This window comes from Pseudomonas sp. SORGH_AS_0199 (assembly GCF_031453735.1).
Classification (GTDB): domain Bacteria; phylum Pseudomonadota; class Gammaproteobacteria; order Pseudomonadales; family Pseudomonadaceae; genus Chryseomonas; species Chryseomonas aestiva.
On sequence record NZ_JAVJAE010000001.1, the window covers coordinates 57,747 to 84,070 of the forward strand.

Below are 26,324 nucleotides of genomic sequence, written 5' to 3' on the forward strand. Positions count from 1 at the left end.
GCTGGCCGGGCGCCGCCTCGCGACGACGCCCCTGCCGGTTTAGAGGTCGTCGAAGAAGCGCTTCATGCCGTCGAACCAGCCACTGGCCCGGGGCGAATGGGAACTGTCGCTCTGCAGGGTGTTGCGGAATTCCTCGAGCAGCTCGCGCTGCCGCCGGCTCAGGTTGACCGGAGTCTCCACCACCACCTTGCACATCAGGTCGCCGGCGCCACCGCCACGCACGGGCGTCACGCCCTTGCCACGCAGGCGGAACATTTTGCCGGTCTGGGTGCCCTCGGGGATCTTCAGCTTGACGCGGCCATCCAGGGTCGGCACTTCCAGCTCGCCACCCAGGGCGGCATCGGTGAAGTTGATCGGCACCTCGCAATAGAGATGCTTGCCGTCGCGCTGGAAGATCGAGTGCTCGCGCACATTGACCACCACGTAGAGATCGCCGCTCGGACCACCCAGGGTCCCGGCCTCGCCCTCGCCGGTCAGGCGGATGCGGTCGCCAGTGTCGACGCCCGCCGGCACCTTGACCGACAGGGTCTTCTGCTCTTCCACACGTCCCTGACCATGGCAGGCGTTGCAAGGCTCGGGAATGATCTTGCCGCTGCCGTGGCAGCGTGGGCAGGTCTGCTGCACCGAGAAGAAGCCCTGCTGCATGCGCACCTGACCGATGCCGCCGCAGGTAGGGCAGGTGGACGCCGAGGTACCCGGCTTGGCGCCGTTGCCGTCGCAGACCTTGCACTCGACCAGGGTGGGCACGCGAATGGTGACCGTGGTCCCGCGCACCGCCTCTTCCAGATCCAAGTCCAGGGTGTAGCGCAGATCGGCGCCGCGCTGCGGACCGCCACGCCCACCGGCACCACCGCGCCCACCGAAGAAGTCGCTGAAGACGTCGCCGAAGATGTCGGAGAAGCTCGCGCCACCCGCCGCACCACCGAAACCGCCGCCACCCATGCTCGGATCGACGCCAGCATGGCCGTACTGGTCGTAGGCCGAGCGCTTGCCCGCATCGGACAGCACTTCGTAGGCCTCGGCGGCCTCCTTGAACTGCTCCTCGGCAGCCGCGTCACCCGGATTGCGATCCGGGTGGTATTTCATCGCCAGGCGTCGGTAGGCCTTCTTGAGCTCGGCTTCGCTGGCGCCGCGCTCGACCCCGAGCACCTCATAGTAATCACGTTTGGCCATAGACTTTCTGCACCTTAAATTTTCTCACCCTCCAGACACGCCAACGCGGGAGCAGGCTCCCGCGTGGCGGATCCGACGGGCCGAAGCCCGTCAGGTGCGGTAAGCACGCGGCTTACTTGTTGTCCTTCACTTCCTCGAACTCGGCATCGACCACGTCGTCGCCGGGCTTCTTGGCATCACCGTCCGCCTTGGCCGAGGCGCCTTCGGCACCCGCGGCAGCACCCTGCTCGGAATAGAGCTTCTGGGCCAGCGGCGCGGAGGCCTGGGACAGGGCATTCATCTTGGCTTCGATGGCATCCTTGTCGTCGCCGCGTACCGCGGTTTCCAGTTCGCCGATGGCCTTCTCGATGGTGCTCTTCTCTTCCGCGGTGGCCTTGTCGCCGGCCTCGGTCAGCATCTTGCGGGTGCCGTGCACCAGGGCATCACCCTGGTTGCGGGCGGCAGCCAGCTCTTCGAACTTGCGATCCTCGTCGGCATTGGCTTCGGCGTCACGCACCATCTGCTGAATCTCGTCCTCGGACAGACCGGAGGACGCCTTGATGACGATGGACTGCTGCTTGCCGGTGGCCTTGTCCTTGGCGGACACGTTGAGGATGCCGTTGGCGTCGATGTCGAAGGTCACCTCGATCTGCGGCACGCCACGCGGCGCCGGCGGGATCTCGGCCAGGTCGAACTTGCCCAGCGACTTGTTCTGCGCGGCCTGCTTGCGCTCGCCCTGCAGCACGTGGATGGTCACGGCGCCCTGGTTGTCGTCGGCGGTGGAGAACACCTGCGACTTCTTGGTCGGGATGGTGGTGTTCTTCTCGATCAGCGCGGTCATCACACCACCCATGGTCTCGATGCCCAGGGTCAGCGGAGTGACGTCCAGCAGCAGCACGTCCTTGACGTCGCCGGCCAGCACGGCGCCCTGGATGGCGGCACCGATGGCGACGGCTTCATCCGGGTTGACGTCCTTGCGCGCTTCCTTGCCGAAGAAGTCGGCTACGCGCTTCTGCACCAGCGGCATGCGGGTCTGACCGCCCACCAGGATGACCTCGTGGATGTCGGAGACGTCCAGGCCGGAGTCCTTCAGCGCAGTGCGGCACGGCTCGATGGTGCGCTCGACCAGCTCTTCCACCAGGGACTCCAGCTTGGCGCGGGAGACCTTGACGTTCAGGTGCTTGGGACCGCTGGCATCGGCGGTGATGTACGGCAGGTTGACGTCGGTCTGGGTAGCCGAGGACAACTCGATCTTGGCCTTCTCGGCAGCTTCCTTCAGGCGCTGCATGGCCAGCGGGTCACCCTTGAGGTTCATGCCGCTTTCTTTCTTGAATTCTTCGACGAGGTAGTCGATCAGGCGGATGTCGAAGTCTTCGCCACCCAGGAAGGTGTCGCCGTTGGTGGCCAGCACCTCGAACTGATGCTCACCATCGACCTCGGCGATCTCGATGACCGAAACGTCGAAGGTGCCGCCGCCCAGGTCATAGACGATCACGGTATGGTCGCCCTTGGCCTTGTCCAGGCCATAGGCCAGGGCAGCCGCGGTGGGCTCGTTGATGATGCGCTTGACATCCAGACCGGCGATGCGACCGGCATCCTTGGTGGCCTGGCGCTGGCTGTCGTTGAAGTAGGCCGGTACGGTGATGACCGCCTCGGTCACGGCTTCGCCCAGGTAGTCCTCGGCGGTCTTCTTCATCTTTTTCAGGACTTCGGCAGACACCTGGGGCGGCGCCATCTTCTGGCCCTTGGCCTCGACCCAGGCGTCACCGTTGTCGGCCTTGACGATCTTGTAGGGGACCATCTCGATGTCTTTCTGCACGACGTTTTCTTCATAACGCCGACCGATCAGACGCTTGACCGCGTACAGGGTGTTCTGCGGATTGGTCACCGCCTGGCGCTTGGCCGGCTGGCCGACCAGGGTCTCGCCATCGTTGGTGTAGGCGATGATGGACGGCGTGGTACGGGTGCCTTCGGCGTTTTCCAGTACCTTGACGTTACCGTTTTCGAGGATCGCGACGCAGGAGTTGGTCGTCCCCAGGTCGATACCGATGATCTTGCCCATGTAGTCTTCTCCAGAAATCTCAGATTCCGCGCGGCCCGCTCAGGGGGCCTTTGATGTTCGCTTGCCTACCAGATGGGGCCGAGCGAAAGAATTTCAAGCCTTTTCGTCGATGCTCGGCTGCTGCGCCGCAGGTGCCTTGCTGACTACCACCATCGCCGGCCGCAGCAGGCGACCATTGAGCAGATAGCCCTTTTGAAACACCTTGAGCACGCTGCCCGGCTCGGCGGTAGCGCTCTCCTCCATGGCCATGGCCTGGTGGTGCTCCGGGTTGAAGGGCGCGCCGTGGGGATCGACGGCCTCGACCTGATAGCGCTTGAGGGTGTCCTGCAGCATCTTCAAGGTCAGCTCCATGCCTTCACGCATGGGCTTGAGGGCCTCGTCGCTGGCGTTGGACAACTCCAGGCCACGCTCCAGGCTGTCGAGCACCGGCAGGAGATCGCCGGCGAATTTTTCCAGCGCGAACTTGTGCGCCTTCTCCACATCCTGCTCGGCGCGACGACGCACGTTCTGCAGCTCGGCGACGCTGCGCAGCGACTGATCCTGGGCAGCAGCGAGCTGCTCTTCGAGCGTGGCGACGCGGGTGGCGAGATCCTCGTGCTGGACGTCGCCCTGAGCGGCTGCTTCGTGCTCGGGGGTCTGGGAGTTCTGTTCGTCGGCCATGGAGTCCTCCTGTGATAATGCCGGTGGGCGCGCCCGCTAATGGACGATGCCTTGATCGATGGCGCCTATATGGGGCCGCCGGCCGGCGCTTCAAGAGCTGTATGGATTGCCAGTGCCCGAGAGGCACTGTATAAACAACCAGAAAACCGCTTTCGGAGATCGTCGCATGCTGGTGCATCTGTCCGTCCGCAACTACGCCATCGTCGAACACCTCGACCTCGACCTCGAGCGCGGCATGACCGTGATCACCGGCGAAACCGGCGCCGGCAAGTCCATCATGCTCGATGCCCTCGGCCTCACCCTGGGCGACCGCGCCGACAGCGATGCGGTAAGGCCTGGCGCCGACAAGGCCGATGTCCTGGCCAGCTTCGATACCACCGACATACCCGAGGCGCGCCAATGGCTCGCCGAGCGAGACCTGGAGCAGGACGGGCCCTGCCTGCTGCGCCGCGTCATCACCCGCGAAGGACGCTCGCGCGGCTATATCAATGGCTCGCCCTGCCCGCTGGCCGACCTCAAGACCCTCGGCGGTCTGCTGATCGACATTCACAACCAGCACGAACACCAATCGCTGCTCGGTCTCGATACCCATCGCCGCCTGCTGGACGAATACGCTGGCGCGGGCGAGCTGGTGCGCCAGGTGCAACTCGCCGCCCAGCGCTGGCGCCAGGTGCGCCAGACCCTGGAGCGCCTGACCCGCAACGGTGACGAGCAACGCGCCCGCCATCAGCTGCTCAGCTACCAGCTGGAAGAACTCGACAACCTCGCCCTGGTCGAGGGCGAGCTGCAGGCCCTGGAGCAGGAGCAGAGCGATCTGGCGAGTGCCGAGCACATCCTGCTGGCCTGCCGCCAGGCCATGGACCTCTGTACCGAGAACGAGCAGGGCAATGCCCAGTCAGCGCTCAATGCCAGCGTGGCACGCCTGACTGCCTTCGACCGCCCGCCTGCGCAGATCCAGGAAGCCAGCAACCTGCTCGCCTCCGCGCAGATCCAGATCGAGGAGGCGATGAACGAACTCAATCGCTTCGTCGATCATTTCGAAGCCGACCCGGAGCGCCAGCAGGCGGTACAGGAGCGTCTCGACAGCGTCTACAGCCTCGCCCGCAAGCATCGCGTGCAACCCGAAGCCCTGCTGGAGCTGCACGAACAGCTGCGCAACGAACTGCAATCGCTGGATGCCGACGACGTCGCTCTGGAGCGCCTGCAGGAAGAGCTGGCCGCCTTCGAGCGCCACTACCAGGAAAAGGCCGGCGAATTGAGCCGTCTGCGCGAGCAACGGGCGCCGGAGCTGGCCGCAGCGGTCGAAACCGAGATGCAGCGCCTGGGCATGCCAGGTGGCCGCTTCAGCATCACTCTCACGCCGGGCAGCACCGGCGAACCCCAGCCGGTGGGCAACGAGGGGGTCGAATTCCGCGTCAGCGCCAACCCGGGCCAGCCCCTGCGCCCACTGGCCAAGGTCGCTTCCGGTGGCGAACTGTCACGGATCAGTCTGGCCATCCAGGTCATCACCGCCCAGACCTCGCGCACGCCCACGCTGGTGTTCGACGAAGTGGACGTCGGCATCGGCGGCCCGACTGCCGAGGTGGTCGGCCAGCTGCTACGGCAGCTGGGCGAGCGCGGCCAGGTACTGACGGTCACCCACCTGCCCCAGGTAGCGGCCCAGGGGCATCAGCATCTTTTCGTGCACAAGGAACGCGGCACCGACGAGACCCGTACGGCGGTTGCAAAACTGGACCGGGCGCGCCGTGTGGAGGAAGTGGCGCGCATGCTCGGCGGCGTCGACCTTACCCGCGAATCCCTCGCCCATGCCCGCAAGCTGGTGGTCAGCCGCTAGATGCGGGCTGGCAACAGACATGAAAAAGGCGACTCGGAGTCGCCTTTTTCATGTCTGGATCTTCACTTGCGCTGACGGATGTACAGCACGAGGTTGTGATCGACCAGCTCGAAACCATGCTCTTCGACGATCTCGCGCTGACGCTTTTCGATCGAGGCATCGGTGAACTCGATGACTTCGCCGGTATCCACATCCACCATGTGATCGTGATGTCCGGTGTCGGCCAACTCGAACACGGCGTGACCGCCATCGAAATTGTGGCGCACCACCAGGCCGGCCGCTTCGAACTGGGTAAGGACCCGATAGACCGTTGCCAGCCCCACGTCCTCGCCTGCTTCCATCAGCGCCTTGTAAACGTCTTCAGCGCTCATGTGGCGCTGCTCGGTGGTGTCCAGCATCTGCAATATCTTGACGCGCGGCAGGGTCACTTTCAGACCCGCTTTGCGGAGTTCGTTGTTCTCTACCATGCTCTTTCTCGGTGCCGAGTGCTTTCGCAGCCCTCGGGAATACGGGTATGATCGGTGCTTCGTTGCCCAGCAAGATAGTGGAAGTCTCCCACCGATGCAAAACCTCAAGCAAACGCTGACCGGGCTCTCTCTGATGGGCCTAGCCATGCTCGCCGGCTGCTCTCTGCCGGGGGTTTACAAGATCGACATCCAGCAGGGCAACGTCGTCACCCAGGACATGATAGACCAGTTGCGCCCCGGAATGACCCGACAACAGGTCCGGTTTATCATGGGCTCGCCGCTGATCCAGGACACCTTCCATCCCAATCGCTGGGACTATCTGTACAGCCTGCAAGCCGCCGGTGGTCAGCGGAAACAAGAGCGTGTCAGCCTGGTGTTCAACGGTGACAACCAGTTGAGCAGCCTGGCTGGCGATTTCATGCCCGGCACCAGCCGTGAACAGCAGATCATGGGTACCGACAGTGGTACCAGCGTGGATCCCACCGCGCCGGCGCAACCCGCTGCTGCGCCTGCGGCAGCACCGGAAACCCCCGCCGTGCCCGGCTCGACCGAAGACACTATTCAGAAAGAGATCGATAGCGCTCGGCCGGCTGCCATCCCGACCCCCGACCGCATCCGTACCGACGGCCAGTGATCTCCAGCTAGAGTCCAGTCTTGGCTCTAGCCTTTTCGGCCCGCCGCTTGCGACTCTCCTTGGGATCCGCAAGCAGCGGGCGGTAGATCTCGACCCGTTCGCCTTCCAGCAGCTTCCTTTCTTCCGGCTTGGCGACCTGCTTGCCAAAGATGCCGACCCGATAGCCTTCGCGCTGCTCTGGCGTCAGCTGGTCGAGCAGACCCGAAGCCAGCACGGCCTGCGCGACCGTGGCGCCCTCCTCCAGCTCCAGCCTCAATAGCCATTGCCGCTCCGGCAGCGCCAGTGCCACCTCGATGGCGAGACGCTCAGCCATAGAGGGCTCGGGCACGCTGGCAGAAGGCATCCACCATGGTATTGGCCGCCTGATTGAACAGCGGGCCCAGGGTCGCGCGCACGATGGCGCTGTCGTATTCGAAGGACAGATCCAGCGAGATCTTGCAGGCCTTGTCGCCCAGTGCCTTGAATGTCCAGACGCCATGCAGCTGCTTGAAGGGCCCCTTCTCCAGATCCATGGTGATGGACTCGTCCGGCACCAGGGTATTGCGGGTCGTGAACTGCTGACTGAGGCCGCCCTTGGCCACTGTGAGACCGGCGCGCATCAGCCCTTCGTTCTGCTCCAGAATCTGGGCGGACGAGCACCACGGCAGGAACTCCGGATAACGGTCCACGTCATTAACCAGCGCATAGAGCGCTGAAGCAGGATAGGGAAGCAACGCCGAACGTTGGATGTGCGAGCTCATCGGAACCTCGTAGAATAGCGATATCGGTGTCGGACCTTGAATTTGAGGGCGGCGCTCGCATTTTACTCCCGCACCAGCCTGCCACGGTCCAGAACCGCGGTATTGTCCGTGTTTGCTCATACCCGCTCAAGCGCGTGGCGACATTTCCCCCGACTCGCTGTACCCTGGAATCATGGCCAAGCAAAAGAAAGTCTCCCCCGGTAGCATCGCGCAGAACAAGAAAGCGCTACACGAATACTTCGTCGACACCCGCTTCGAGGCAGGTGTTTCCCTGGCAGGCTGGGAGGTCAAGAGCCTAAGAGCCGGCAAGGCGCAGCTGACCGACAGCTATGTGCTGCTCAAGGACGGCGAAGCCTGGCTGCTCGGTAGCCACATCACCCCGCTACAGACTGCCAGTACCCACGTCATCGCCGACCCTACCCGCACCCGCAAGCTACTGCTGAACAAGCGCGAGCTGGGCAAGCTGTTTGGCGCGGTGCAGCAGAAGGGCTACGCCTGCGTAGCGCTGTCGCTCTACTGGAAAAAACACCTGGTCAAGTGCGAGATCGCCCTGGCCAAGGGCAAGAAGGAATTCGACAAGCGTGCCACTGAACGCGAGCGCGATTCCGACCGTGAGATCCAGCGCGCCATCCGCAAGGACGCCAAGTAGCCAAGCGGCTAAAAAAACGTTTCGTCAGCAATGACTTGCGCAGGACTGCTGGAATTCCTATAGTGAACGACCAGCAAGTTTTGGGGGCGATTAGGATTCGACGCCGGTAACGAAACTTGAGGGGCATGCCGAGCTGGTAGCAGAACTCGTAAATTCGCTGCTGCAAACTTATAGTTGCCAACGACGACAACTACGCTCTAGCTGCTTAACGCGGCTAGCAGTCGCTAGGGGATGCCTGTAAACCCGAAACGACTGTCAGATAGAACAGGATCGCCGCCAAGTTCGCTGTAGACGTAACGGCTAAAACTTATACAGCTCGCCCAAAGCACCCTGCCCGTCGGGCCGCAATGGGTTAACTCAGTAGACAGGGCTAAGCATGTAGAACCGATAGCGGAGAGCTGGCGGACGGGGGTTCAAATCCCCCCGCCTCCACCAAAAAGAAAGGGCAGCCACTGGCTGCCCTTTTTCTTTGCCTGATCAACGAGGCCCTAGAAGGGAATGTCGTCGTCGAAGCTGTCGTAGTCCTGCTGAGCCGGCTGCTGCTGGGGCTTGGGCTGCTGCTGAGGACGACTGTTGCCAGAGCCGGCATTGCCACCGTTGTCGTACTGCGGAGCCGACTGCTGGGGACGAGGGGCACGCTGCTGCTGGGGCGCAGGGGCGCTCTGGTTGTATTCATCGTTGCCACCGGCATTGCCACCGCGGCCACCCAGCAACTGCATGTTGCCGTTGATATCGACCACGATTTCGGTGGTGTAGCGATCCTGACCGTCCTGACCCTGCCACTTGCGGGTACGCAGGCTGCCTTCGACATAGACCTGGGAGCCCTTGCGGATGTACTCGCCGGCGATCTCTGCCAGACGACCGAAGAACACCACACGGTGCCATTCGGTGCGATCCTGCTGCTGGCCGGTCTGCTTGTCCTTCCAGCTTTCGCTGGTGGCCAGGGTGACATTGGTCACCGCATTGCCATTGGGCATGTAGCGGGTTTCGGGATCGGCGCCGGCATTGCCGACGAGGATGACTTTGTTGACGCCACGGGCCATATGAATCTCCTGATAGGGCTGTCGATCAAGCGGCGACTGGCGTTTGGCTTACCAGTCGCTCCAGTTGCGCCCGATCGACGATTTTAGTATCGATCTTGATGTAGACGGCTTGTTCTTCCGCCACCATTACCGCGTCGGTCACTCCGGCCAGGGCCAACAGGCGTCCGACCAATCCCTGGTCGTTGACTAGCGCGGGCGTAACCGGCAAACGCAGACTGGTGACATAGGGCGGTTCTCGCATCGTGCCAGCTACCACCGCCCATCCCAGGCAAAGCGCCGCACAACCCAGGAAGACGGTGGACAGGCCACCATGCTGGAACAGCCAGCCACCGAGGATACCGCCCAATGCGGAACCAAGGAACTGACTGGTGGAATAGATCCCCATGGCGGTGCCCTTGCCGCCTGCAGGTGCCACCTTGCTCACAAGTGACGGCAGCGAGGCCTCCAGCAGGTTGAAGGCGGTAAAGAACACCACGATGCCAATGACCAGGGCCACCAGGCTGTCGCTGAAAAAGAAGAAGTACAGCTCGCAGAGCACCAGCACACTGATGGCACCCACCAGCACGCGCTTCATCCGTCGCTTCTTTTCACCATAGATGATGAAGGGAACCATGGCGAAGAAGCCGACCACCAGTGCGGTCAGGTAAACCCACCAGTGCTCTTCCTTGGGCAGGCCGGCGTGTTCGGCGAGGGCCAGCGGCAGGACGACGAAACTGGCCATCAGCACAGCGTGCAGCGCCAGGATACCGAAGTCCAGCCGCAGCAGATCGCGATTGCGCAGGGTGGCGCCCAGCGCCTGACGCGCCAGATTCGACTCTCGATGGGTGAAGGGCGAGGCCTGGTGAGGAACCAGGAACAGCACGATCAGCAAGCCGACCAGTGCCAGCCCGCAGGTCGCCCAGAACAGACCGGCCAGACCATAGGCACGGGTCAGCAGCGGTCCGGCTACCATCGCCACGGCAAAGGACACGCCGATGCTCATGCCGATGGTAGCCATGGCCTTGGTGCGATGCTGCTCGCGGGTCTGATCCGACAGCAGCGCCATGATGGCGGCCGAAATGGCACCGCCGCCCTGCACGATACGACCGGCGATGACGCCCCAGATCGAGTGGGCATTGGCGGCAATGGCGGCACCAAGGGCGAACACCAGCAGTCCACCAATGATGATGGGGCGGCGACCGATGCGATCGGACAGCGTCCCCAGGGGAATTTGCAGAACCGCTTGGGTCAAACCATAGGCACCTATGGCCAGGCCAATCAGCGCCGGGGTGGCATCAGCCAACTCCTGACCATAGGTCGCCAGGACCGGGAGCACCATGAACATACCGAGCATACGAAAGGCGAAGACCAGAGCCAGCCCTAGGGCGGCACGGCGTTCGACGCCGTTCATGGCTTCACTGCGCTTGTCGAGCATTGATAATCCTCTCGTCGGCGACAGGCTTTTACGTCGCCACACATCTTTAAAACAGTCGTGACAATGACCATTTAGGGAGGAAGCGGTGAAGATAGCCGAGCGCTCGTCCGAACGTTCCCGACCGCCAGGATCACGAACGCCCGATCACCGCTGTCGGGCCACCAATTTTACCAGCCTTACCCCCTCTCTCACAGGCGCGGCAGATAGCCGCAGCCCGGGACGAGACCTCTTTCCTATTGAAGCGCCGCCAAAACGAGGCAGAAGTCTACGTGGATAAAATCCTCATCCGTGGGGCCCGCACCCATAATCTGAAGAACATCGACCTTACCCTCCCCCGGGACAAGCTCATCGTCATTACCGGCCTGTCCGGTTCCGGCAAGTCTTCGCTGGCGTTCGACACCCTCTATGCCGAAGGCCAGCGCCGCTACGTGGAATCCTTGTCGGCCTATGCCCGGCAGTTCCTGTCGATGATGGAAAAGCCCGACGTGGACACCATCGAAGGCCTGTCCCCGGCGATCTCCATCGAGCAGAAATCCACCTCGCACAACCCGCGCTCCACCGTGGGTACCATCACCGAGATCTACGACTACCTTCGTCTGCTCTATGCGCGCGTCGGTACGCCCCGCTGCCCGGAACACGACGTGCCCCTGGAAGCCCAGACCGTCAGCCAGATGGTCGATCAGGTGCTGGCCATGCCGGAAGGCGAGCGGCTGATGCTGCTCGCCCCCATCGTGCGCGAGCGCAAGGGTGAACACCTCTCGGTATTCGAGGAACTGCGCGCCCAGGGCTTCGTCCGCGTCCGCGTCAATGGCCGTCTGCACGAGATGGACGAACTGCCCAAGCTCGACAAGCAGAAGAAGCACACCATCGAGGTGGTGGTGGATCGCTTCAAGGTGCGCGAAGACCTCCAGCAACGCCTGGCGGAATCCTTCGAGACGGCGCTGAAGCTGGCCGACGACATCGCCATCATCGCGCCCATGGAAGGCGGGAAGGGTGAGGAGATCGTCTTCTCCGCGCGTTTCGCCTGTCCGATCTGCGGCTTTTCCATCGGCGAGCTGGAGCCCAAGCTGTTTTCCTTCAACAACCCTGCCGGTGCCTGTCCGACCTGCGACGGCCTGGGCGTGAAGCAGTTCTTCGATGCCCGCCGTGTGGTCAACGAGGAGCTCAGCCTCAGCGAGGGCGCCATCCGCGGCTGGGACAGGCGCAACGTCTACTACTTCCAGATGCTCGGCTCATTGGCGAGCCACTATGGCTTCAGCCTGGACGAGCCCTTCAAGGGTCTCGATGACAAGCACCGCAAGGCGGTCCTCAGCGGCTCCGGACGCGAGAGCGTCAACTTCCGCTATCTGAATGACCGCGGCGACATCGTCAAGCGCGCCCACCCCTTCGAAGGCATCCTGCCGAATCTGGAGCGGCGTTATCGCGAGACCGAATCCCAGAGCGTGCGCGAAGAGCTGGCGAAGTATCTGAGCACCCAGCATTGCCCGGACTGCAATGGCACCCGCCTGCGCCGCGAAGCCCGGCATGTGTGGGTCGGCGACAAGACCCTGCCGGCGGTCACCCGCCTGCCCGTGGGCGATGCCACCCAGTACTTCCAAGACCTCACCCTCAAGGGCCAGCGGCAGCAGATCGCCGACAAGATCCTCAAGGAGATCCGCGAGCGCCTGCAGTTCCTGGTCAACGTCGGCCTGGACTACCTGACCCTGGATCGCAGCGCGGACACCCTGTCCGGCGGCGAGGCGCAACGTATCCGCCTGGCCAGCCAGATCGGTGCGGGTCTGGTGGGCGTCATGTACATCCTCGACGAGCCTTCCATCGGCCTCCACCAGCGCGACAACGAGCGCCTGCTGGGTACCCTGACCCACCTGCGCGACCTGGGCAACACCGTCATCGTCGTCGAGCACGACGAGGACGCCATCCGCCTGGCGGACTATGTCATCGACATAGGTCCGGGCGCCGGCGTACACGGCGGCCAGATCATTGCGGAAGGTACGCCCGACCAGGTTATGCAGCACCCCGACTCGGTGACCGGGCAGTACCTGTCGGGTCGCAAGAAGATCGCAGTCCCCGCCAAGCGCACGCCGCGGGACAAGAAGAAGCTGCTGAAGCTAAAGGGTGCCCGCGGCAACAACCTGCAGAACGTCAATCTGGAGATTCCCGTTGGGCTGCTGACCTGCGTGACCGGGGTATCCGGCTCCGGCAAGTCGACTCTGATCAACAACACCCTCTTCCCGCTGACCGCCACGGCGCTCAATGGCGCGACGACCCTGGAAGTCGCCGCCCATGACAGCTTCGACGGCATGCAGCACCTGGACAAGGTGGTGGACATCGACCAGAGCCCCATCGGCCGGACGCCACGTTCCAACCCGGCGACCTACACCGGTCTTTTCACCCCGATTCGCGAATTGTTCTCCGGCGTCCCGGAATCCCGCTCCCGCGGCTACACCCCGGGGCGCTTCTCCTTCAACGTCAAGGGCGGCCGCTGCGAGGCCTGCCAGGGCGACGGCGTCATCAAGGTGGAGATGCACTTCCTGCCGGACGTCTATGTCGCCTGTGACGTCTGCAAGGGCAAGAGATACAACCGCGAGACCCTGGAGGTGAAGTACAAGGGCAAGACCATCACCGAGGTGCTGGACATGACCATCGAAGAGGCCCATGCCTTCTTCGAGTCGATCCCGGCCCTGGCGCGCAAGCTGCAGACGCTGATGGATGTCGGCCTGTCCTATATCCGTCTCGGCCAGAGCGCTACGACCCTGTCAGGCGGCGAGGCCCAGCGTGTGAAGCTGGCGCGGGAGTTGTCCAAGCGTGATACCGGCAAGACACTCTATATTCTTGACGAGCCTACTACCGGTCTGCACTTCGCCGATATCCAGCAGCTGTTGGACGTTCTGCATCGCCTGCGGGATCACGGCAATACCGTGGTGGTGATCGAGCACAACCTCGATGTCATCAAGACCGCCGACTGGCTGGTGGACCTGGGCCCGGAAGGCGGTTCGAAGGGTGGTCAGATCATCGCGACAGGTACACCCGAGGAGGTCGCGGCGAACAAGAAGTCCTATACCGGCCACTTCCTCAAGCCCTTGCTGGAACGTGACCGGGAGTAATCTTCGGCACCTTCCAGAACGCAAAAAGCCCGGCCAATGCCGGGCTTTTTCTTGCTCACGTAAAGATGCGGTAGGTTGGGCTGAGCACAGCGAAGCCCAACTTCCGGAAGCCAACCCCTGCCCCTCACCGCCCCGACCCGCCGCCGTTCGCTTGATCCCTGCAGCGGAGCTGATTGTTGGGCTTCGCTGCGCTCAGCGCCAACCTACGACGGTCCTGTGCCGCGCTTCAAGCACAACAGCCCGGCGCAGCTGGGCTGTTGGGCTCTTGCGGACGTAAAGCTGCACCTGCCTAGCAGGCACTGCTCCAACGCCGCCGCCGCGCCCTTTTGGTCTCCTCTCTCCCCGGAGAGGGCTAGGGTGAGGGCACCCTCAGCCACGCCGCGTCAGGCTTCCGCTAGCCGCTTAGCCGCTCCCAGCGCTCAAGCCCCTGACGCCCGGCCAAACTTTTCCCACCCCAAAGACAACACCCCCGCCAGAATGAACTGAGCGGGGGTGCTGGGTGTTAGGCGCTTGACGATGACCTACTCTCACATGGGGAAACCCCACACTACCATCGGCGATGCATCGTTTCACTTCTGAGTTCGGGAAGGGATCAGGTGGTTCCAATGCTCTATGTTCGTCAAGCAATTCGGTTGGCTGACCAGGCGATGAGGCTGCCTGGCTGGCCCAATTGGGTCTGTGATCGAAGTAGACAACTCGTCTTGGGTCTTGCGAACCCACGCGCCGTTTTCGGCGTCGTCTTCCTCACGCTCTGACCGCGGTCAGATTGTTTGGGTGTTATATGGTCAAGCCTCACGGGCAATTAGTATCGGTTAGCTCAACGCCTCACAGCGCTTACACACCCGACCTATCAACGTCGTAGTCTTCGACGGCCCTTCAGGAAGCTCAAGGCTCCAGTGAGATCTCATCTTGAGGCAAGTTTCCCGCTTAGATGCTTTCAGCGGTTATCTCTTCCGAACATAGCTACCCGGCAATGCCACTGGCGTGACAACCGGAACACCAGAGGTTCGTCCACTCCGGTCCTCTCGTACTAGGAGCAGCCCCTCTCAAATCTCAAACGTCCACGGCAGATAGGGACCGAACTGTCTCACGACGTTCTAAACCCAGCTCGCGTACCACTTTAAATGGCGAACAGCCATACCCTTGGGACCGGCTTCAGCCCCAGGATGTGATGAGCCGACATCGAGGTGCCAAACACCGCCGTCGATATGAACTCTTGGGCGGTATCAGCCTGTTATCCCCGGAGTACCTTTTATCCGTTGAGCGATGGCCCTTCCATACAGAACCACCGGATCACTAAGACCTACTTTCGTACCTGCTCGACGTGTCTGTCTCGCAGTCAAGCGCGCTTTTGCCTTTATACTCTACGACCGATTTCCGACCGGTCTGAGCGCACCTTCGTACTCCTCCGTTACTCTTTAGGAGGAGACCGCCCCAGTCAAACTGCCCACCATACACTGTCCTCGATCCGGATAACGGACCAGAGTTAGAACCTCAAGATTGCCAGGGTGGTATTTCAAGGATGGCTCCACGCAGACTGGCGTCCACGCTTCAAAGCCTCCCACCTATCCTACACAAGCAAGCTCAAAGTCCAGTGCAAAGCTACAGTAAAGGTTCACGGGGTCTTTCCGTCTAGCCGCGGATACACTGCATCTTCACAGCGATTTCAATTTCACTGAGTCTCGGGTGGAGACAGCGCCGCCATCGTTACGCCATTCGTGCAGGTCGGAACTTACCCGACAAGGAATTTCGCTACCTTAGGACCGTTATAGTTACGGCCGCCGTTTACCGGGGCTTCGATCAAGAGCTTCGCTTGCGCTAACCCCATCAATTAACCTTCCGGCACCGGGCAGGCGTCACACCCTATACGTCCACTTTCGTGTTTGCAGAGTGCTGTGTTTTTAATAAACAGTCGCAGCGGCCTGGTATCTTCGACCGGCATGAGCTTACGGGGTAAACCCTTCACCCTCACCGGCGCACCTTCTCCCGAAGTTACGGTGCCATTTTGCCTAGTTCCTTCACCCGAGTTCTCTCAAGCGCCTTGGTATTCTCTACCCGACCACCTGTGTCGGTTTGGGGTACGGTTCCTAGTTACCTGAAGCTTAGAGGCTTTTCCTGGAAGCATGGCATCAACCACTTCTCCTTCTAAAAGAAGGATCGTCATCAGCTCTCGGCCTTAACTGTCCGGATTTACCTAAACAGTCAGCCTACCACCTTAAACTTGGACAACCAACGCCAAGCTGGCCTAGCCTTCTCCGTCCCCCCATCGCAGTAACTAGAAGTACGGGAATATTAACCCGTTTCCCATCGACTACGCCTTTCAGCCTCGCCTTAGGGACCGACTCACCCTGCGTCGATTAACGTTGCGCAGGAACCCTTGGTCTTTCGGCGTGCGAGTTTTTCACTCGCATTGTCGTTACTCATGTCAGCATTCGCACTTCTGATACCTCCAGCAAGCTTCTCAACTCACCTTCACAGGCTTACAGAACGCTCCTCTACCGCATCACCAAAGGTGATACCCGTAGCTTCGGTGCCTGGTTTGAGCCCCGTTACATCTTCCGCGCAGGCCGACTCGACTAGTGAGCTATTACGCTTTCTTTAAAGGGTGGCTGCTTCTAAGCCAACCTCCTAGCTGTCTAAGCCTTCCCACATCGTTTACCACTTAACCAGGACTTTGGGACCTTAGCTGACGGTCTGGGTTGTTTCCCTTTTCACGACGGACGTTAGCACCCGCCGTGTGTCTCCCATGCTCGGCACTTCTGGGTATTCGGAGTTTGCATCGGTTTGGTAAGTCGGGATGACCCCCTAGCCGAAACAGTGCTCTACCCCCCAGAGTGATACATGAGGCGCTACCTAAATAGCTTTCGAGGAGAACCAGCTATCTCCGAGCTTGATTAGCCTTTCACTCCGATCCACAAGTCATCCCCTGCCTTTTCAACGGAAGTGGGTTCGGTCCTCCAGTCAGTGTTACCTAACCTTCAACCTGCTCATGGATAGATCGCCCGGTTTCGGGTCTATTCCCAGCGACTAAACGCCCTATTAAGACTCGCTTTCGCTACGCCTCCCCTATTCGGTTAAGCTCGCCACTGAAAATAAGTCGCTGACCCATTATACAAAAGGTACGCAGTCACCTAACAAAGTAGGCTCCCACTGCTTGTACGCATACGGTTTCAGGTTCTATTTCACTCCCCTCTCCGGGGTTCTTTTCGCCTTTCCCTCACGGTACTGGTTCACTATCGGTCAGTCAGGAGTATTTAGCCTTGGAGGATGGTCCCCCCATATTCAGACAGGGTTTCTCGTGCCCCGTCCTACTCGATTTCATTGATAAGAGCGTTTCGCGTACAGGGCTATCACCCACTATGGCCGCCTTTTCCAAAGCGTTCCGCTACTCTCAAATCAACTTAAGGGCTGGTCCCCGTTCGCTCGCCACTACTAAGGGAATCTCGGTTGATTTCTTTTCCTCAGGGTACTTAGATGTTTCAGTTCCCCTGGTTCGCCTCTTAACCCTATGGATTCAGGTTAAGATACCTAGCTTATGCTAGGTGGGTTTCCCCATTCAGAGATCTCCGGGTCGCAGGTCATTTGCCACCTCACCGAAGCTTATCGCAGGCTATCACGTCTTTCATCGCCTCTGACTGCCAAGGCATCCACCGTATGCGCTTCTTCACTTGACCATATAACCCCAAGCAATCTCGCTGGCATCCAAGGACGCTACCGATCTGCAGGCGTTACATGAGTGAAGACGACATTTCGCCGAAAACTTGCGCTTGAGTTCGCAAGATTTTACCTTGACGACACTAACTGCCAGTGAAAACAGTTAATGCAGTCTACTTCTATCACTTTCCCAATTTTTTAAAGAACAGTTCTGATCAAAGACCAGAAGTCAGGATTCGCGTCGGCGAACACTCACTTCTGAGCTTTTCAAGCAATTGCGTTAGCGGTTAGGTGGAGATGGTGGAGCCAAGGAGGATCGAACTCCTGACCTCCTGCGTGCAAGGCAGGCGCTCTCCCAGCTGAGCTATGGCCCCATCGATTGGTGGGTCTGGGCAGATTCGAACTGCCGACCTCACCCTTATCAGGGGTGCGCTCTAACCAACTGAGCTACAGACCCAATCGTCTTACCTTGAGTCTAACTAACTCAATTGCTCTTCTATCAGTGAATCAAGCAATTCGTGTGGGTGCTTGCCAGCAAGCTGACATCTTTCGATTAAGGAGGTGATCCAGCCGCAGGTTCCCCTACGGCTACCTTGTTACGACTTCACCCCAGTCATGAATCACTCCGTGGTAACCGTCCTCCCGAAGGTTAGACTAGCTACTTCTGGAGCAACCCACTCCCATGGTGTGACGGGCGGTGTGTACAAGGCCCGGGAACGTATTCACCGTGACGTTCTGATTCACGATTACTAGCGATTCCGACTTCACGCAGTCGAGTTGCAGACTGCGATCCGGACTACGATCGGTTTTATGGGATTAGCTCCACCTCGCGGCTTGGCAACCCTTTGTACCGACCATTGTAGCACGTGTGTAGCCCTGGCCGTAAGGGCCATGATGACTTGACGTCATCCCCACCTTCCTCCGGTTTGTCACCGGCAGTCTCCTTAGAGTGCCCACCATAACGTGCTGGTAACTAAGGACAAGGGTTGCGCTCGTTACGGGACTTAACCCAACATCTCACGACACGAGCTGACGACAGCCATGCAGCACCTGTGTCTGAGTTCCCGAAGGCACCAATCCATCTCTGGAAAGTTCTCAGCATGTCAAGGCCAGGTAAGGTTCTTCGCGTTGCTTCGAATTAAACCACATGCTCCACCGCTTGTGCGGGCCCCCGTCAATTCATTTGAGTTTTAACCTTGCGGCCGTACTCCCCAGGCGGTCAACTTAATGCGTTAGCTGCGCCACTAAGATCTCAAGGATCCCAACGGCTAGTTGACATCGTTTACGGCGTGGACTACCAGGGTATCTAATCCTGTTTGCTCCCCACGCTTTCGCACCTCAGTGTCAGTGTTAGTCCAGGTAGTCGCCTTCGCCACTGGTGTTCCTTCCAATATCTACGCATTTCACCGCTACACTGGAAATTCCACTACCCTCTACCACACTCTAGCCAGACAGTTTTGGATGCAGTTCCCAGGTTGAGCCCGGGGATTTCACATCCAACTTATCAAGCCACCTACGCGCGCTTTACGCCCAGTAATTCCGATTAACGCTTGCACCCTTCGTATTACCGCGGCTGCTGGCACGAAGTTAGCCGGTGCTTATTCTGTCGGTAACGTCAAAACTCACAGGTATTCGCTGCAAGCCCTTCCTCCCAACTTAAAGTGCTTTACGACCCGAGGGCCTTCTTCACACACGCGGCATGGCTGGATCAGGCTTTCGCCCATTGTCCAATATTCCCCACTGCTGCCTCCCGTAGGAGTCTGGACCGTGTCTCAGTTCCAGTGTGACTGATCATCCTCTCAGACCAGTTACGGATCGTCGCCTTGGTAGGCCTTTACCCTACCAACTAGCTAATCCGACCTAGGCTCATCTAATAGCGTGAGGTCCGAAGATCCCCCACTTTCTCCCGTAGGACGTATGCGGTATTAGCGTTCCTTTCGAAACGTTGTCCCCCACTACTAGGCAGATTCCTAGGCATTACTCACCCGTCCGCCGCTGAATCGAGGAGCAAGCTCCTCTCATCCGCTCGACTTGCATGTGTTAGGCCTGCCGCCAGCGTTCAATCTGAGCCATGATCAAACTCTTCAGTTAAGTAGACTGATCGGGTTTTGAGAAAACCCTAAACTTGGCTCAGCAATCGCAAAAAACTCATGAATTCACGAGTTACTTGTGTTGCTGATAATCTTGCGACACCAGACTTATCTCACAAGCACCCACACGAATTGCTTGATTCAACTTGTTAAAGAGCAGTTGGTTGCGACCGTGTCGCTAACCGAGGCGCGCATTCTACGCTGTCCTCACATCCTGTCAAGCGTTGATTTGAACTTTTTCGTTTCAACTCAACCACTTGCGCTTGCCTGACTGGTCTAGCCAATCTCGGCAGCGGGAGGCGAATCCTACAGCATCCTGAGACGCTGTCAACCCCCTCCGCTTCATCTCGTCATCACCCGGAGGTGAAGACCAAACAGCGAAGAGTCCGTGGACCCCTCGCCCGGCTCAGACCTAAGTGCTTGATTTTCAAGCCGCTTCAGCGTCTGCGCCGGAAGTGGGGCGCATTATAGGGGAGTTTCGGGGCAGGTCAACCGATTATTTTCACAAAGGCCAAAAAAGAAAGGGGGCTGCTTGCGCAGCCCCCTTTCCTATAGACCTATCGTGCGGCTAACCGCGACCGACACGACGATTGCGCCAGAGGGTGGTGAAGGGGCCGGAGACGGCATAGGCCAGGAAGCCCAACAACAGAACGCGCGGCGGGTCGGTGAAGACCACGGCGAAGACCAGCACGGCGATCAGGATGACCACGAAGGGCACCCGCCCTTTCAGGCCCAGGGTCTTGAAGCTCCAGTACTTGAAGTTGCTGACCATGAGCATGCCAGCCGCGGCGACCATCAGGGCTACCAGCAGGGACAGCTTGGAGCCCTGAATGCCGAAGTCACTGAAGCACCAGACGGTACCAGCCACCAGGGCCGCCGCGGAAGGACTGGCCAGGCCGATGAAGTAGCGCTTGTCCACGGAACCGATCTGGGTGTTGAAGCGCGCCAGACGCAAGGCGGCGCCTGCCACATAGATGAAGGCAACGGCCCAGCCGACATTACCCAGGCCGCTCAGTGCCCACTGGAAGGCCAGGATCGCCGGCGCGACGCCGAAGGCGACCATGTCGGAGAGCGAATCGTACTGCTCGCCGAAGGCGCTCTGGGTGTTGGTCATACGGGCGACGCGGCCATCCAGGCCATCGAGGACCATGGCAATGAAGATGGCGGCGGCGGCGGCCGAGAAACCGGCAGAGGCAATCTCGTACTGCCCCTGGATGAAGGCGGTCTGAGCCGCAACACCCTTGATAATCGAATAGAGGCCGGCAAAGAGCGCCGCGGTGGTGAAGAGGTTGGGCAGCAGGTACACGCCACGGCGTCTGATCTTGCGCCCCTGGGCGTCCTGCGTCTCCTCGATGTGTTCATCCACGGGGATGAGGCCGTCGGTGTTGGTGTTGGACGGGGTTTCTTCGGGACGCTCGCTCATGGATTTTCCTTCGGCATTACCTGACGGATTGGACTGACCTCTTGAGGATAGGGTTCAGCCTAACCTCCCATGCTAAGGCATTGCCGGGGTCGTGGGCAGTGCAATAAAAAACGCGGCCGAAGCCGCGTCTTTACTGTTCGTTACAGGGCTGACGCCCTGCCCGATCAGTTCTTGGTCTTGTCGACGATCTTGTTCGACGCGATCCAGGGCATCATGGCCCGCAGCTTCTCGCCGACCTGCTCGATCGGGTGAGCCGCGTTGTTGCGACGGTAGGCGGTCATGGAAGCGTAGTTGGACGCACCCTCGGCCACGAACATCTTGGCGTACTCGCCGTTCTGGATGCGCTTGAGCGCATTCTTCATGGCGGCGCGCGACTCGGCGTTGATCACCTCGGGGCCGGTCACGTACTCGCCGTACTCGGCGTTGTTGGAGATCGAGTAGTTCATGTTGGCGATGCCGCCTTCGTACATGAGGTCGACGATCAGCTTCAGTTCGTGCAGGCACTCGAAGTAGGCCATTTCCGGCGCGTAGCCGGCTTCGACCAGGGTTTCGAAACCGGCCTTGACCAGCTCGACCGCACCACCGCACAGCACGGCCTGCTCACCGAACAGGTCGGTTTCGGTCTCGTCCTTGAAGGTGGTTTCGATGATGCCGGTACGGCCGCCGCCGACGCCACAGGCGTAGGACAGGGCGACGTTCTTGGCATTGCCGGAAGCGTCCTGGTGGACGGCGACCAGATCAGGGATGCCGCCGCCCTTGACGAACTCGGAACGCACGGTGTGACCCGGGGCCTTGGGCGCGATCATGATGACGTCCAGGTCAACGCGGGGCACGACCTGGTTGTAGTGGATGGCGAAACCGTGGGCGAAGGCCAGGGTGGCGCCCTGCTTCAGGTTCGGCTCGACTTCGTCCTTGTACAGCTTGGACTGGAATTCGTCGGGGGTCAGGATCATGACCACGTCGGCGGAGGCGACCGCGTCCTTGACCGGCTTGACGGTCAGGCCATGGGCCTCGGCCTTGGCCACGGTGGCCGAGCCGCTGCGCAGGCCGACGACGACGTCGACGCCGGAGTCCTTCAGGTTGCAGGCGTGGGCGTGGCCCTGGGAGCCGTAGCCGATGATGGCGACCTTCTTGCCCTGGATGATGGAAAGGTCACAGTCTTTGTCGTAGTAAACGCGCATTGCAGGTTCTCCTGGAAAAGGGGGTATCAGATGCTCAGGGCTTTGTCGCCACGGGAAATTCCGGTCACGCCGCTACGCACCACCTCGAGGATGGACGCGGCGCCGATCGCCTGGATGAAGCTGTCGATCTTCTCGCTGGTGCCCGCCAGCTGAATGGTATACACGCTGCTGCCGACATCGACGATCTGGCCGCGAAAGATATCGGTGGTGCGCTTGACCTCGGCGCGCTGGGCGCCGGTGGCCTTGACCTTGATCAGCAGGAGTTCGCGCTCGATGTGGGCGCTCTCGGACAGGTTGACCAGCTTCACCACCTCGATGAGCTTGTTGAGGTTCTTGGTGATCTGCTCGACCGTCTCTTCCTGGCCGATGGTGGTCAGGGTCAGGCGCGACAGGGTCGGATCTTCGGTCGCGGCGACTGTGAGGCTTTCGATGTTGTAGTTGCGCTGGGAAAACAGGCCGACCACGCGGGACAGGGCGCCGGGCTCGTTTTCCAGCAGCAGGGAGATGATGTGTCTCATGTTCAGGTCCGCTCCGTCTTGCTCAGCCACATGTCGCGCATCGCGCCATCCTTGATCTGCATCGGATAGACGTGTTCGGTGTTGTCCACGGCGATGTCGAGGAAGACCAGGCGATTCTTCATGGCGAAGGCCTCGGCCATCATCGGCTTGAGGTCTTCCAGACGCTCGATGCGCATGCCGACGTGGCCATAGGCCTCGGCCAGCTTGACGAAGTCCGGCAGGGATTCCATGTAGGAGTGGGAGTAGCGGCTGCTGTACTGCATGTCCTGCCACTGGCGGACCATGCCCAGGGCACCGTTGTTAAGGCAGACGATCTTCACCGGCAGGTCGTACTGCATGCAGGTGGAGAGTTCCTGGATGTTCATCTGCACGCTGCCTTCACCGGTGACGCAGGCGACGTCGGCGTCCGGGAAGTTGAGCTTGACGCCCATGGCCGCCGGGAAGCCGAAGCCCATGGTGCCGAGGCCGCCGGAGTTGATCCAGCGATTGGGCTTGTCGTAGCGGTAGTACTGGGCGGCGAACATCTGGTGCTGGCCCACGTCCGAGGTGATGTAGGCATCGCCCGCGGTGACGTCGTACAGGGTCTCGATGACGGTCTGCGGCTTGATGATGCTGCCGTCGCCCTTGTCGTAGGGGAACATCTCGCGACCGCCACGCCATTCCTCGATCTGCTTCCACCAGGCGGCCTGGCTTTCGGCGTGGGGCTTCTCGCTCAGCTCGCGGACCACGGCGACCATCTCGGTGAGGACGCTGTCGACCGGACCGACGATGGGCACGTCGGCCTTGATGGTCTTGGAGATCGACGCCGGGTCGATGTCGACGTGGATGATCTTGGCGTTCGGGCAGAAGCGCGTGGCGCCGTTGATGACGCGGTCATCGAAACGTGCGCCCACGGCGAGGATGACGTCGCTGTGGTGCATGGCCAGGTTGGCCGGGTAGCTGCCGTGCATGCCGAGCATGCCGAGGAACTGGCGATCGCTGCCCGGATAGCCGCCGAGCCCCATCAGGGTATTGGTGACCGGCAGGTTGAGCAGGCGCGCCAGCTCGGTGAGGGCCGCGGAGGCGCCGCCGAGGATGACCCCGCCACCGGCGTAGAGAACCGGGCGCTTGGCCGCCACCAGCATTTCGATGGCCTTGCGGATCTGCCCGGAATGACCGCGCTGCGCCGGATTGTAGGAGCGCAGCTTGATCTTCTTCGGATAGACGTATTCGAATTTCTTGGTCGGATCGCCCATGTCCTTGGGGATGTCGACCACCACCGGACCGGGACGGCCGGACTCGGCGAGGTAGAAGGCCTTCTTGAGGACTTCGGGGATCTCGGAGGGATGCTTGATGATGAAGCTGTGCTTCACGATCGGCCGGGAGATGCCGACCATGTCGGTTTCCTGGAAGGCGTCGGTGCCCACCATGTTGCTCGGCACCTGCCCGGACAGGACCACCATGGGGATGGAGTCCATGTAGGCGGTGGCGATGCCGGTGATGGCATTGGTCGCACCGGGGCCGGAGGTCACCAGGACCACGCCGGCCTTGCCGGTGGCGCGGGCATAGCCGTCAGCCATGTGAGTGGCGGCCTGCTCGTGACGAACCAGGATGTGGTTCAGCGCCGGTTCCTTGAACAGGGCGTCGTAGATGTGCAGCAGGGCACCGCCCGGGTACCCGTAGATGTGTTTCACGCCCTCGTCGCGCAAGAAGCGGACGACCATCTCAGCGCCAGTTAATAGCTCCACGTATCACCTCATTCCACGCATGGCGAGCGCCCATTGGTGGACGCTCAAGGTTCGGTTGACTGCAAGGCAGAGCATGGGCGACGGTGGTCACCGACGATTCAGCTGCCTAGAAAGCCTTGTTGGAAGATTCCGATGAATGCTGGAGCTTCCACCCGACGCGAGGTAACGCGGTGCAGGGTATTTGACTGTGGCGGCGCGGGTAGGCACCTCATGGTCTGCCGAGCAGTCAGCTTTGGGCCGACTCGCTACAGCGAACTTTGGATTGTTCGCATTCGACCGGTGCAAGTCAAGCCGAAAGGTGCAACCGGGCGCAATCGGTCGTCGGCGATCAGCCGTGATGAAAAGGTCGACGTCTCCTCTTATAGTGAAGTCCTGTCCTCTCCCCTTCCAGGATTCCCATGCGCTCGATCTTCTGGCTTTCCGCCCTGGCTTTCGCCTGCAGCCTGTCCGCCCAGGCCGCGCAGGTCTACAAGTGGACCGACGACAAGGGTGTCACCCATTTCAGTGCCCAGCCGCCCGAGGGCCAGAAGGCCAACGAGGTGGACGTGAAGACGGCGCCGCAGATCAATGGCGGTGGCACTGCGCCCACCTACAAGATGCCCAACGGCGCCCAGCAGCCGTCGGTGTCCAACGATGCCCAGCAGCAGGAGCTGGATCGCCAGGTGAAGGCGCAGGTGCGCGAGGAGCAGAACAAGCTCAAGGAGCAGTGCGACCAGGCGCGCCAGAATCTGGCGCAGCTGCGCAACAATCCACGCATCCTGGTGCAGTCCGGTCGTGGTGAGACGCGGCGGCTGAGCGAAGAGGAGCGTCAGCAGCGGCTGGCCGAGACCCAGCTGTCCATCGAGCAGAACTGCGGCAAGTAGCTCAGGGGCCTTCGATGATGCGGTCGAATTCGGCCAGGGACGCGAGCAGGGGCAGGACCGGATCGAGATTGCCCTGGTAGACCATCTCGGCCATCGGCCGGATGCCCGAGCGCGCCGGCAGCACCGCATCGCTTTCGATGATCAGCTTCATCCGTGGCACGAAGATCCACTGCAGCCACTGGGCAAAGCTCAGGGTATCGACGCAGAAGGGCTCCTGGCTGGCCAGGGCCTCGGCGCTGGGCGCCTGCGCCGACCACCAGCCGAGCAGGCGCAATTCACGCTCGATCTGCAGCAGCTGATCGGCCAGGGCGGGCAGGCGCTCGTCCATCAGGTACCCACCTGCGCCTTCTGCCGAGCCAGGGCGGCCCCGGAGGCATCGCCCTGGGCTTCGCGGGCCTGGGCGATCAACTGCCAGAGACTGGCCTGCAGGGCCGGACGACCATTGGCGTAGGTCAGGGCGCGACGGGCCAGTTGCTCGCCCTGGGCCGGATCGTTCTGCGCCAGGCGCACCTGGGCCAGGCGATAGAGCACCTGGGGCTCGCGCGGGGCGATGCGCATGGCGCGCTCCAGGCTCGAGGAGGCGCCGTTGAGATCGCCACCACCCTGCTGTTGCTGGGCGGTGGTCAGCAGGGCCAGCACCGGACCGTCGAGCTGCTCGTCGGCAGCCAGGCCGCCGCCCGTGGAAGTGCTGGCGGAGGGGATGCCAGTCGGCGCGCTGCTGGCAGCGGCGGCGCCCTGAGTGGCGGGCGGATAGACCGGCTGCGAATAGCTGGGCTGCACCGGCGCCTGGGCGGGCGGCGTGCCGGGGCTGGACGAGGTGATCAGCGGCGCCGAGGCCGCCGGCGCGGCATAGGTCTCCAGAGGCGCGGAACTGCCGCCCGGCACCATGACGGTCACCCCGGCATCGGCCGGTGCGCTGGGCGCTGCGGCCACCGGGGCCTGGCGCTGCGCCGGCAGGGGCCGGTTTTTGCCCTGGCGATAGAGTTCGCCGTTGGACACCGGACCGCCGGAATCGACCACGGGGATGGCGCCACGCTGCGGCGCGGCGCAACCGGCGAGGAGAACACCGGCGATCATCACCGGCCAGACTGCTTTCGTCACCTTGGGAC

19 protein-coding genes, 2 tRNA genes, 3 rRNA genes and 1 other RNA gene are annotated in these 26,324 nt (G+C 61.3%); 6 read left to right on the forward strand and 19 right to left on the reverse strand.

Annotation, left to right across the window (positions count from 1 at the left end; translation table 11 throughout):
* Positions 1–39: 39 nt before the first annotated feature.
* From dnaJ to grpE, 3 genes are all read right to left on the reverse strand, one after another.
* On the reverse strand, positions 40–1,173 hold the full coding sequence (dnaJ, locus tag QE444_RS00285) for a molecular chaperone DnaJ (protein WP_007162663.1): 1,134 nt from the start codon (positions 1,171–1,173) through the stop codon (positions 40–42).
* A gap of 112 nt (positions 1,174–1,285) precedes the next feature.
* The gene (gene dnaK, locus QE444_RS00290) at positions 1,286–3,214 is read right to left on the reverse strand and encodes a molecular chaperone DnaK (protein WP_133863033.1); all 1,929 of its coding nucleotides are present in this window, start codon (positions 3,212–3,214) and stop codon (positions 1,286–1,288) included.
* 93 nt (positions 3,215–3,307) lie between these two features.
* Positions 3,308–3,874 (reverse strand): nucleotide exchange factor GrpE, encoded by a 567-nt coding sequence (gene grpE, locus QE444_RS00295; protein ID WP_133863032.1) that lies wholly within the window; start codon positions 3,872–3,874, stop codon positions 3,308–3,310.
* 166 nt (positions 3,875–4,040) lie between these two features.
* On the opposite strand from grpE, the gene recN reads away from it, so the two are divergent.
* Positions 4,041–5,708 (forward strand): DNA repair protein RecN, encoded by a 1,668-nt coding sequence (recN, locus tag QE444_RS00300; RefSeq protein ID WP_273861262.1) that lies wholly within the window; start codon positions 4,041–4,043, stop codon positions 5,706–5,708.
* A 62-nt stretch (positions 5,709–5,770) separates the two neighbouring features.
* Here the strand turns inward: recN and fur are convergent, their stop codons facing one another.
* Positions 5,771–6,175, reverse strand: coding sequence for a ferric iron uptake transcriptional regulator (gene fur, locus QE444_RS00305; RefSeq protein ID WP_007162667.1), 405 nt, complete (start codon positions 6,173–6,175; stop codon positions 5,771–5,773).
* Between the two features lie 94 nt (positions 6,176–6,269).
* Between fur and QE444_RS00310 the strand changes: the two genes are divergently transcribed.
* Entirely contained in the window at positions 6,270–6,809 is a 540-nt protein-coding gene (locus tag QE444_RS00310) for an outer membrane protein assembly factor BamE (RefSeq protein WP_133863030.1), read from the forward strand.
* Positions 6,810–6,816: 7 nt separating this feature from the next.
* On the opposite strand, the gene QE444_RS00315 is transcribed toward QE444_RS00310, so the two are convergent.
* A complete protein-coding gene (locus tag QE444_RS00315; protein ID WP_187980472.1) occupies positions 6,817–7,122 on the reverse strand; it encodes an RnfH family protein in 306 nt (101 codons plus the stop codon).
* On the reverse strand, positions 7,115–7,549 hold the full coding sequence (locus QE444_RS00320; RefSeq protein ID WP_133863028.1) for a type II toxin-antitoxin system RatA family toxin: 435 nt from the start codon (positions 7,547–7,549) through the stop codon (positions 7,115–7,117). Before QE444_RS00320 ends, QE444_RS00315 begins: the two co-directional genes overlap by 8 nt.
* A 172-nt stretch (positions 7,550–7,721) precedes the next feature.
* Between QE444_RS00320 and smpB the strand changes: the two genes are divergently transcribed.
* Both smpB and ssrA read left to right on the forward strand, forming a co-directional pair.
* Positions 7,722–8,198 carry an SsrA-binding protein SmpB gene (smpB, locus tag QE444_RS00325; RefSeq protein ID WP_007162671.1) on the forward strand — a complete coding sequence of 159 codons (477 nt, stop codon included), beginning with the start codon at positions 7,722–7,724 and terminating at the stop codon, positions 8,196–8,198.
* An 82-nt stretch (positions 8,199–8,280) separates the two neighbouring features.
* Positions 8,281–8,633, forward strand: a transfer-messenger RNA (tmRNA) gene (gene ssrA, locus QE444_RS00330).
* A gap of 53 nt (positions 8,634–8,686) precedes the next feature.
* Here ssrA and ssb read toward each other — a convergent pair.
* Positions 8,687–9,241 carry a single-stranded DNA-binding protein gene (gene ssb / locus QE444_RS00335; protein WP_158893811.1) on the reverse strand — a complete coding sequence of 185 codons (555 nt, stop codon included), beginning with the start codon at positions 9,239–9,241 and terminating at the stop codon, positions 8,687–8,689.
* Between the two features lie 25 nt (positions 9,242–9,266).
* Positions 9,267–10,655, reverse strand: a complete 1,389-nt coding sequence (locus QE444_RS00340; protein WP_280311458.1) for an MFS transporter — start codon at positions 10,653–10,655, stop codon at positions 9,267–9,269.
* 269 nt (positions 10,656–10,924) lie between these two features.
* Between QE444_RS00340 and uvrA the strand changes: the two genes are divergently transcribed.
* Complete coding sequence (uvrA, locus tag QE444_RS00345) at positions 10,925–13,759, forward strand: excinuclease ABC subunit UvrA (protein WP_187980474.1); 2,835 nt, start codon at positions 10,925–10,927, stop codon at positions 13,757–13,759.
* Positions 13,760–14,267: 508 nt separating this feature from the next.
* On the opposite strand, the gene rrf is transcribed toward uvrA, so the two are convergent.
* The 9 genes from rrf to QE444_RS00390 form a co-directional block, all read right to left on the reverse strand.
* Positions 14,268–14,383: ribosomal RNA gene (rrf, locus tag QE444_RS00350) — 5S ribosomal RNA — on the reverse strand.
* Between the two features lie 157 nt (positions 14,384–14,540).
* Positions 14,541–17,433, reverse strand: a 23S ribosomal RNA gene (locus tag QE444_RS00355).
* 278 nt (positions 17,434–17,711) lie between these two features.
* Positions 17,712–17,787: transfer RNA gene (locus tag QE444_RS00360), tRNA-Ala, on the reverse strand.
* A gap of 6 nt (positions 17,788–17,793) precedes the next feature.
* Positions 17,794–17,870, reverse strand: a tRNA-Ile gene (locus QE444_RS00365).
* Between the two features lie 97 nt (positions 17,871–17,967).
* A 16S ribosomal RNA gene (locus QE444_RS00370) occupies positions 17,968–19,504 on the reverse strand.
* The 16S, 23S and 5S rRNA genes sit together here with 2 tRNA genes alongside, the layout of an rRNA operon.
* Positions 19,505–20,071: 567 nt before the next feature.
* Positions 20,072–20,926, reverse strand: coding sequence for a CDP-diacylglycerol--serine O-phosphatidyltransferase (pssA, locus tag QE444_RS00375; RefSeq protein WP_133861906.1), 855 nt, complete (start codon positions 20,924–20,926; stop codon positions 20,072–20,074).
* 164 nt (positions 20,927–21,090) lie between these two features.
* A complete protein-coding gene (gene ilvC, locus QE444_RS00380; protein ID WP_273862350.1) occupies positions 21,091–22,107 on the reverse strand; it encodes a ketol-acid reductoisomerase in 1,017 nt (338 codons plus the stop codon).
* Between the two features lie 26 nt (positions 22,108–22,133).
* Positions 22,134–22,625: an acetolactate synthase small subunit gene (gene ilvN, locus QE444_RS00385; protein ID WP_007159690.1), complete on the reverse strand. Its 492-nt coding sequence runs from the start codon at positions 22,623–22,625 to the stop codon at positions 22,134–22,136.
* 2 nt (positions 22,626–22,627) lie between these two features.
* Entirely contained in the window at positions 22,628–24,352 is a 1,725-nt protein-coding gene (locus QE444_RS00390; protein WP_133861908.1) for an acetolactate synthase 3 large subunit, read from the reverse strand.
* 398 nt (positions 24,353–24,750) lie between these two features.
* Between QE444_RS00390 and QE444_RS00395 the strand changes: the two genes are divergently transcribed.
* Entirely contained in the window at positions 24,751–25,215 is a 465-nt protein-coding gene (locus QE444_RS00395; RefSeq protein WP_133861909.1) for a DUF4124 domain-containing protein, read from the forward strand.
* A 1-nt stretch (position 25,216) separates the two neighbouring features.
* Here QE444_RS00395 and QE444_RS00400 read toward each other — a convergent pair whose 3' ends face one another.
* Both QE444_RS00400 and QE444_RS00405 read right to left on the reverse strand, forming a co-directional pair.
* On the reverse strand, positions 25,217–25,543 hold the full coding sequence (locus tag QE444_RS00400) for a YqcC family protein (RefSeq protein WP_133861910.1): 327 nt from the start codon (positions 25,541–25,543) through the stop codon (positions 25,217–25,219).
* Positions 25,543–26,292, reverse strand: a complete 750-nt coding sequence (locus tag QE444_RS00405) for a tetratricopeptide repeat protein (RefSeq protein WP_285389642.1) — start codon at positions 26,290–26,292, stop codon at positions 25,543–25,545. Before QE444_RS00405 ends, QE444_RS00400 begins: the two co-directional genes overlap by 1 nt.
* Positions 26,293–26,324 lie beyond the last annotated feature (32 nt).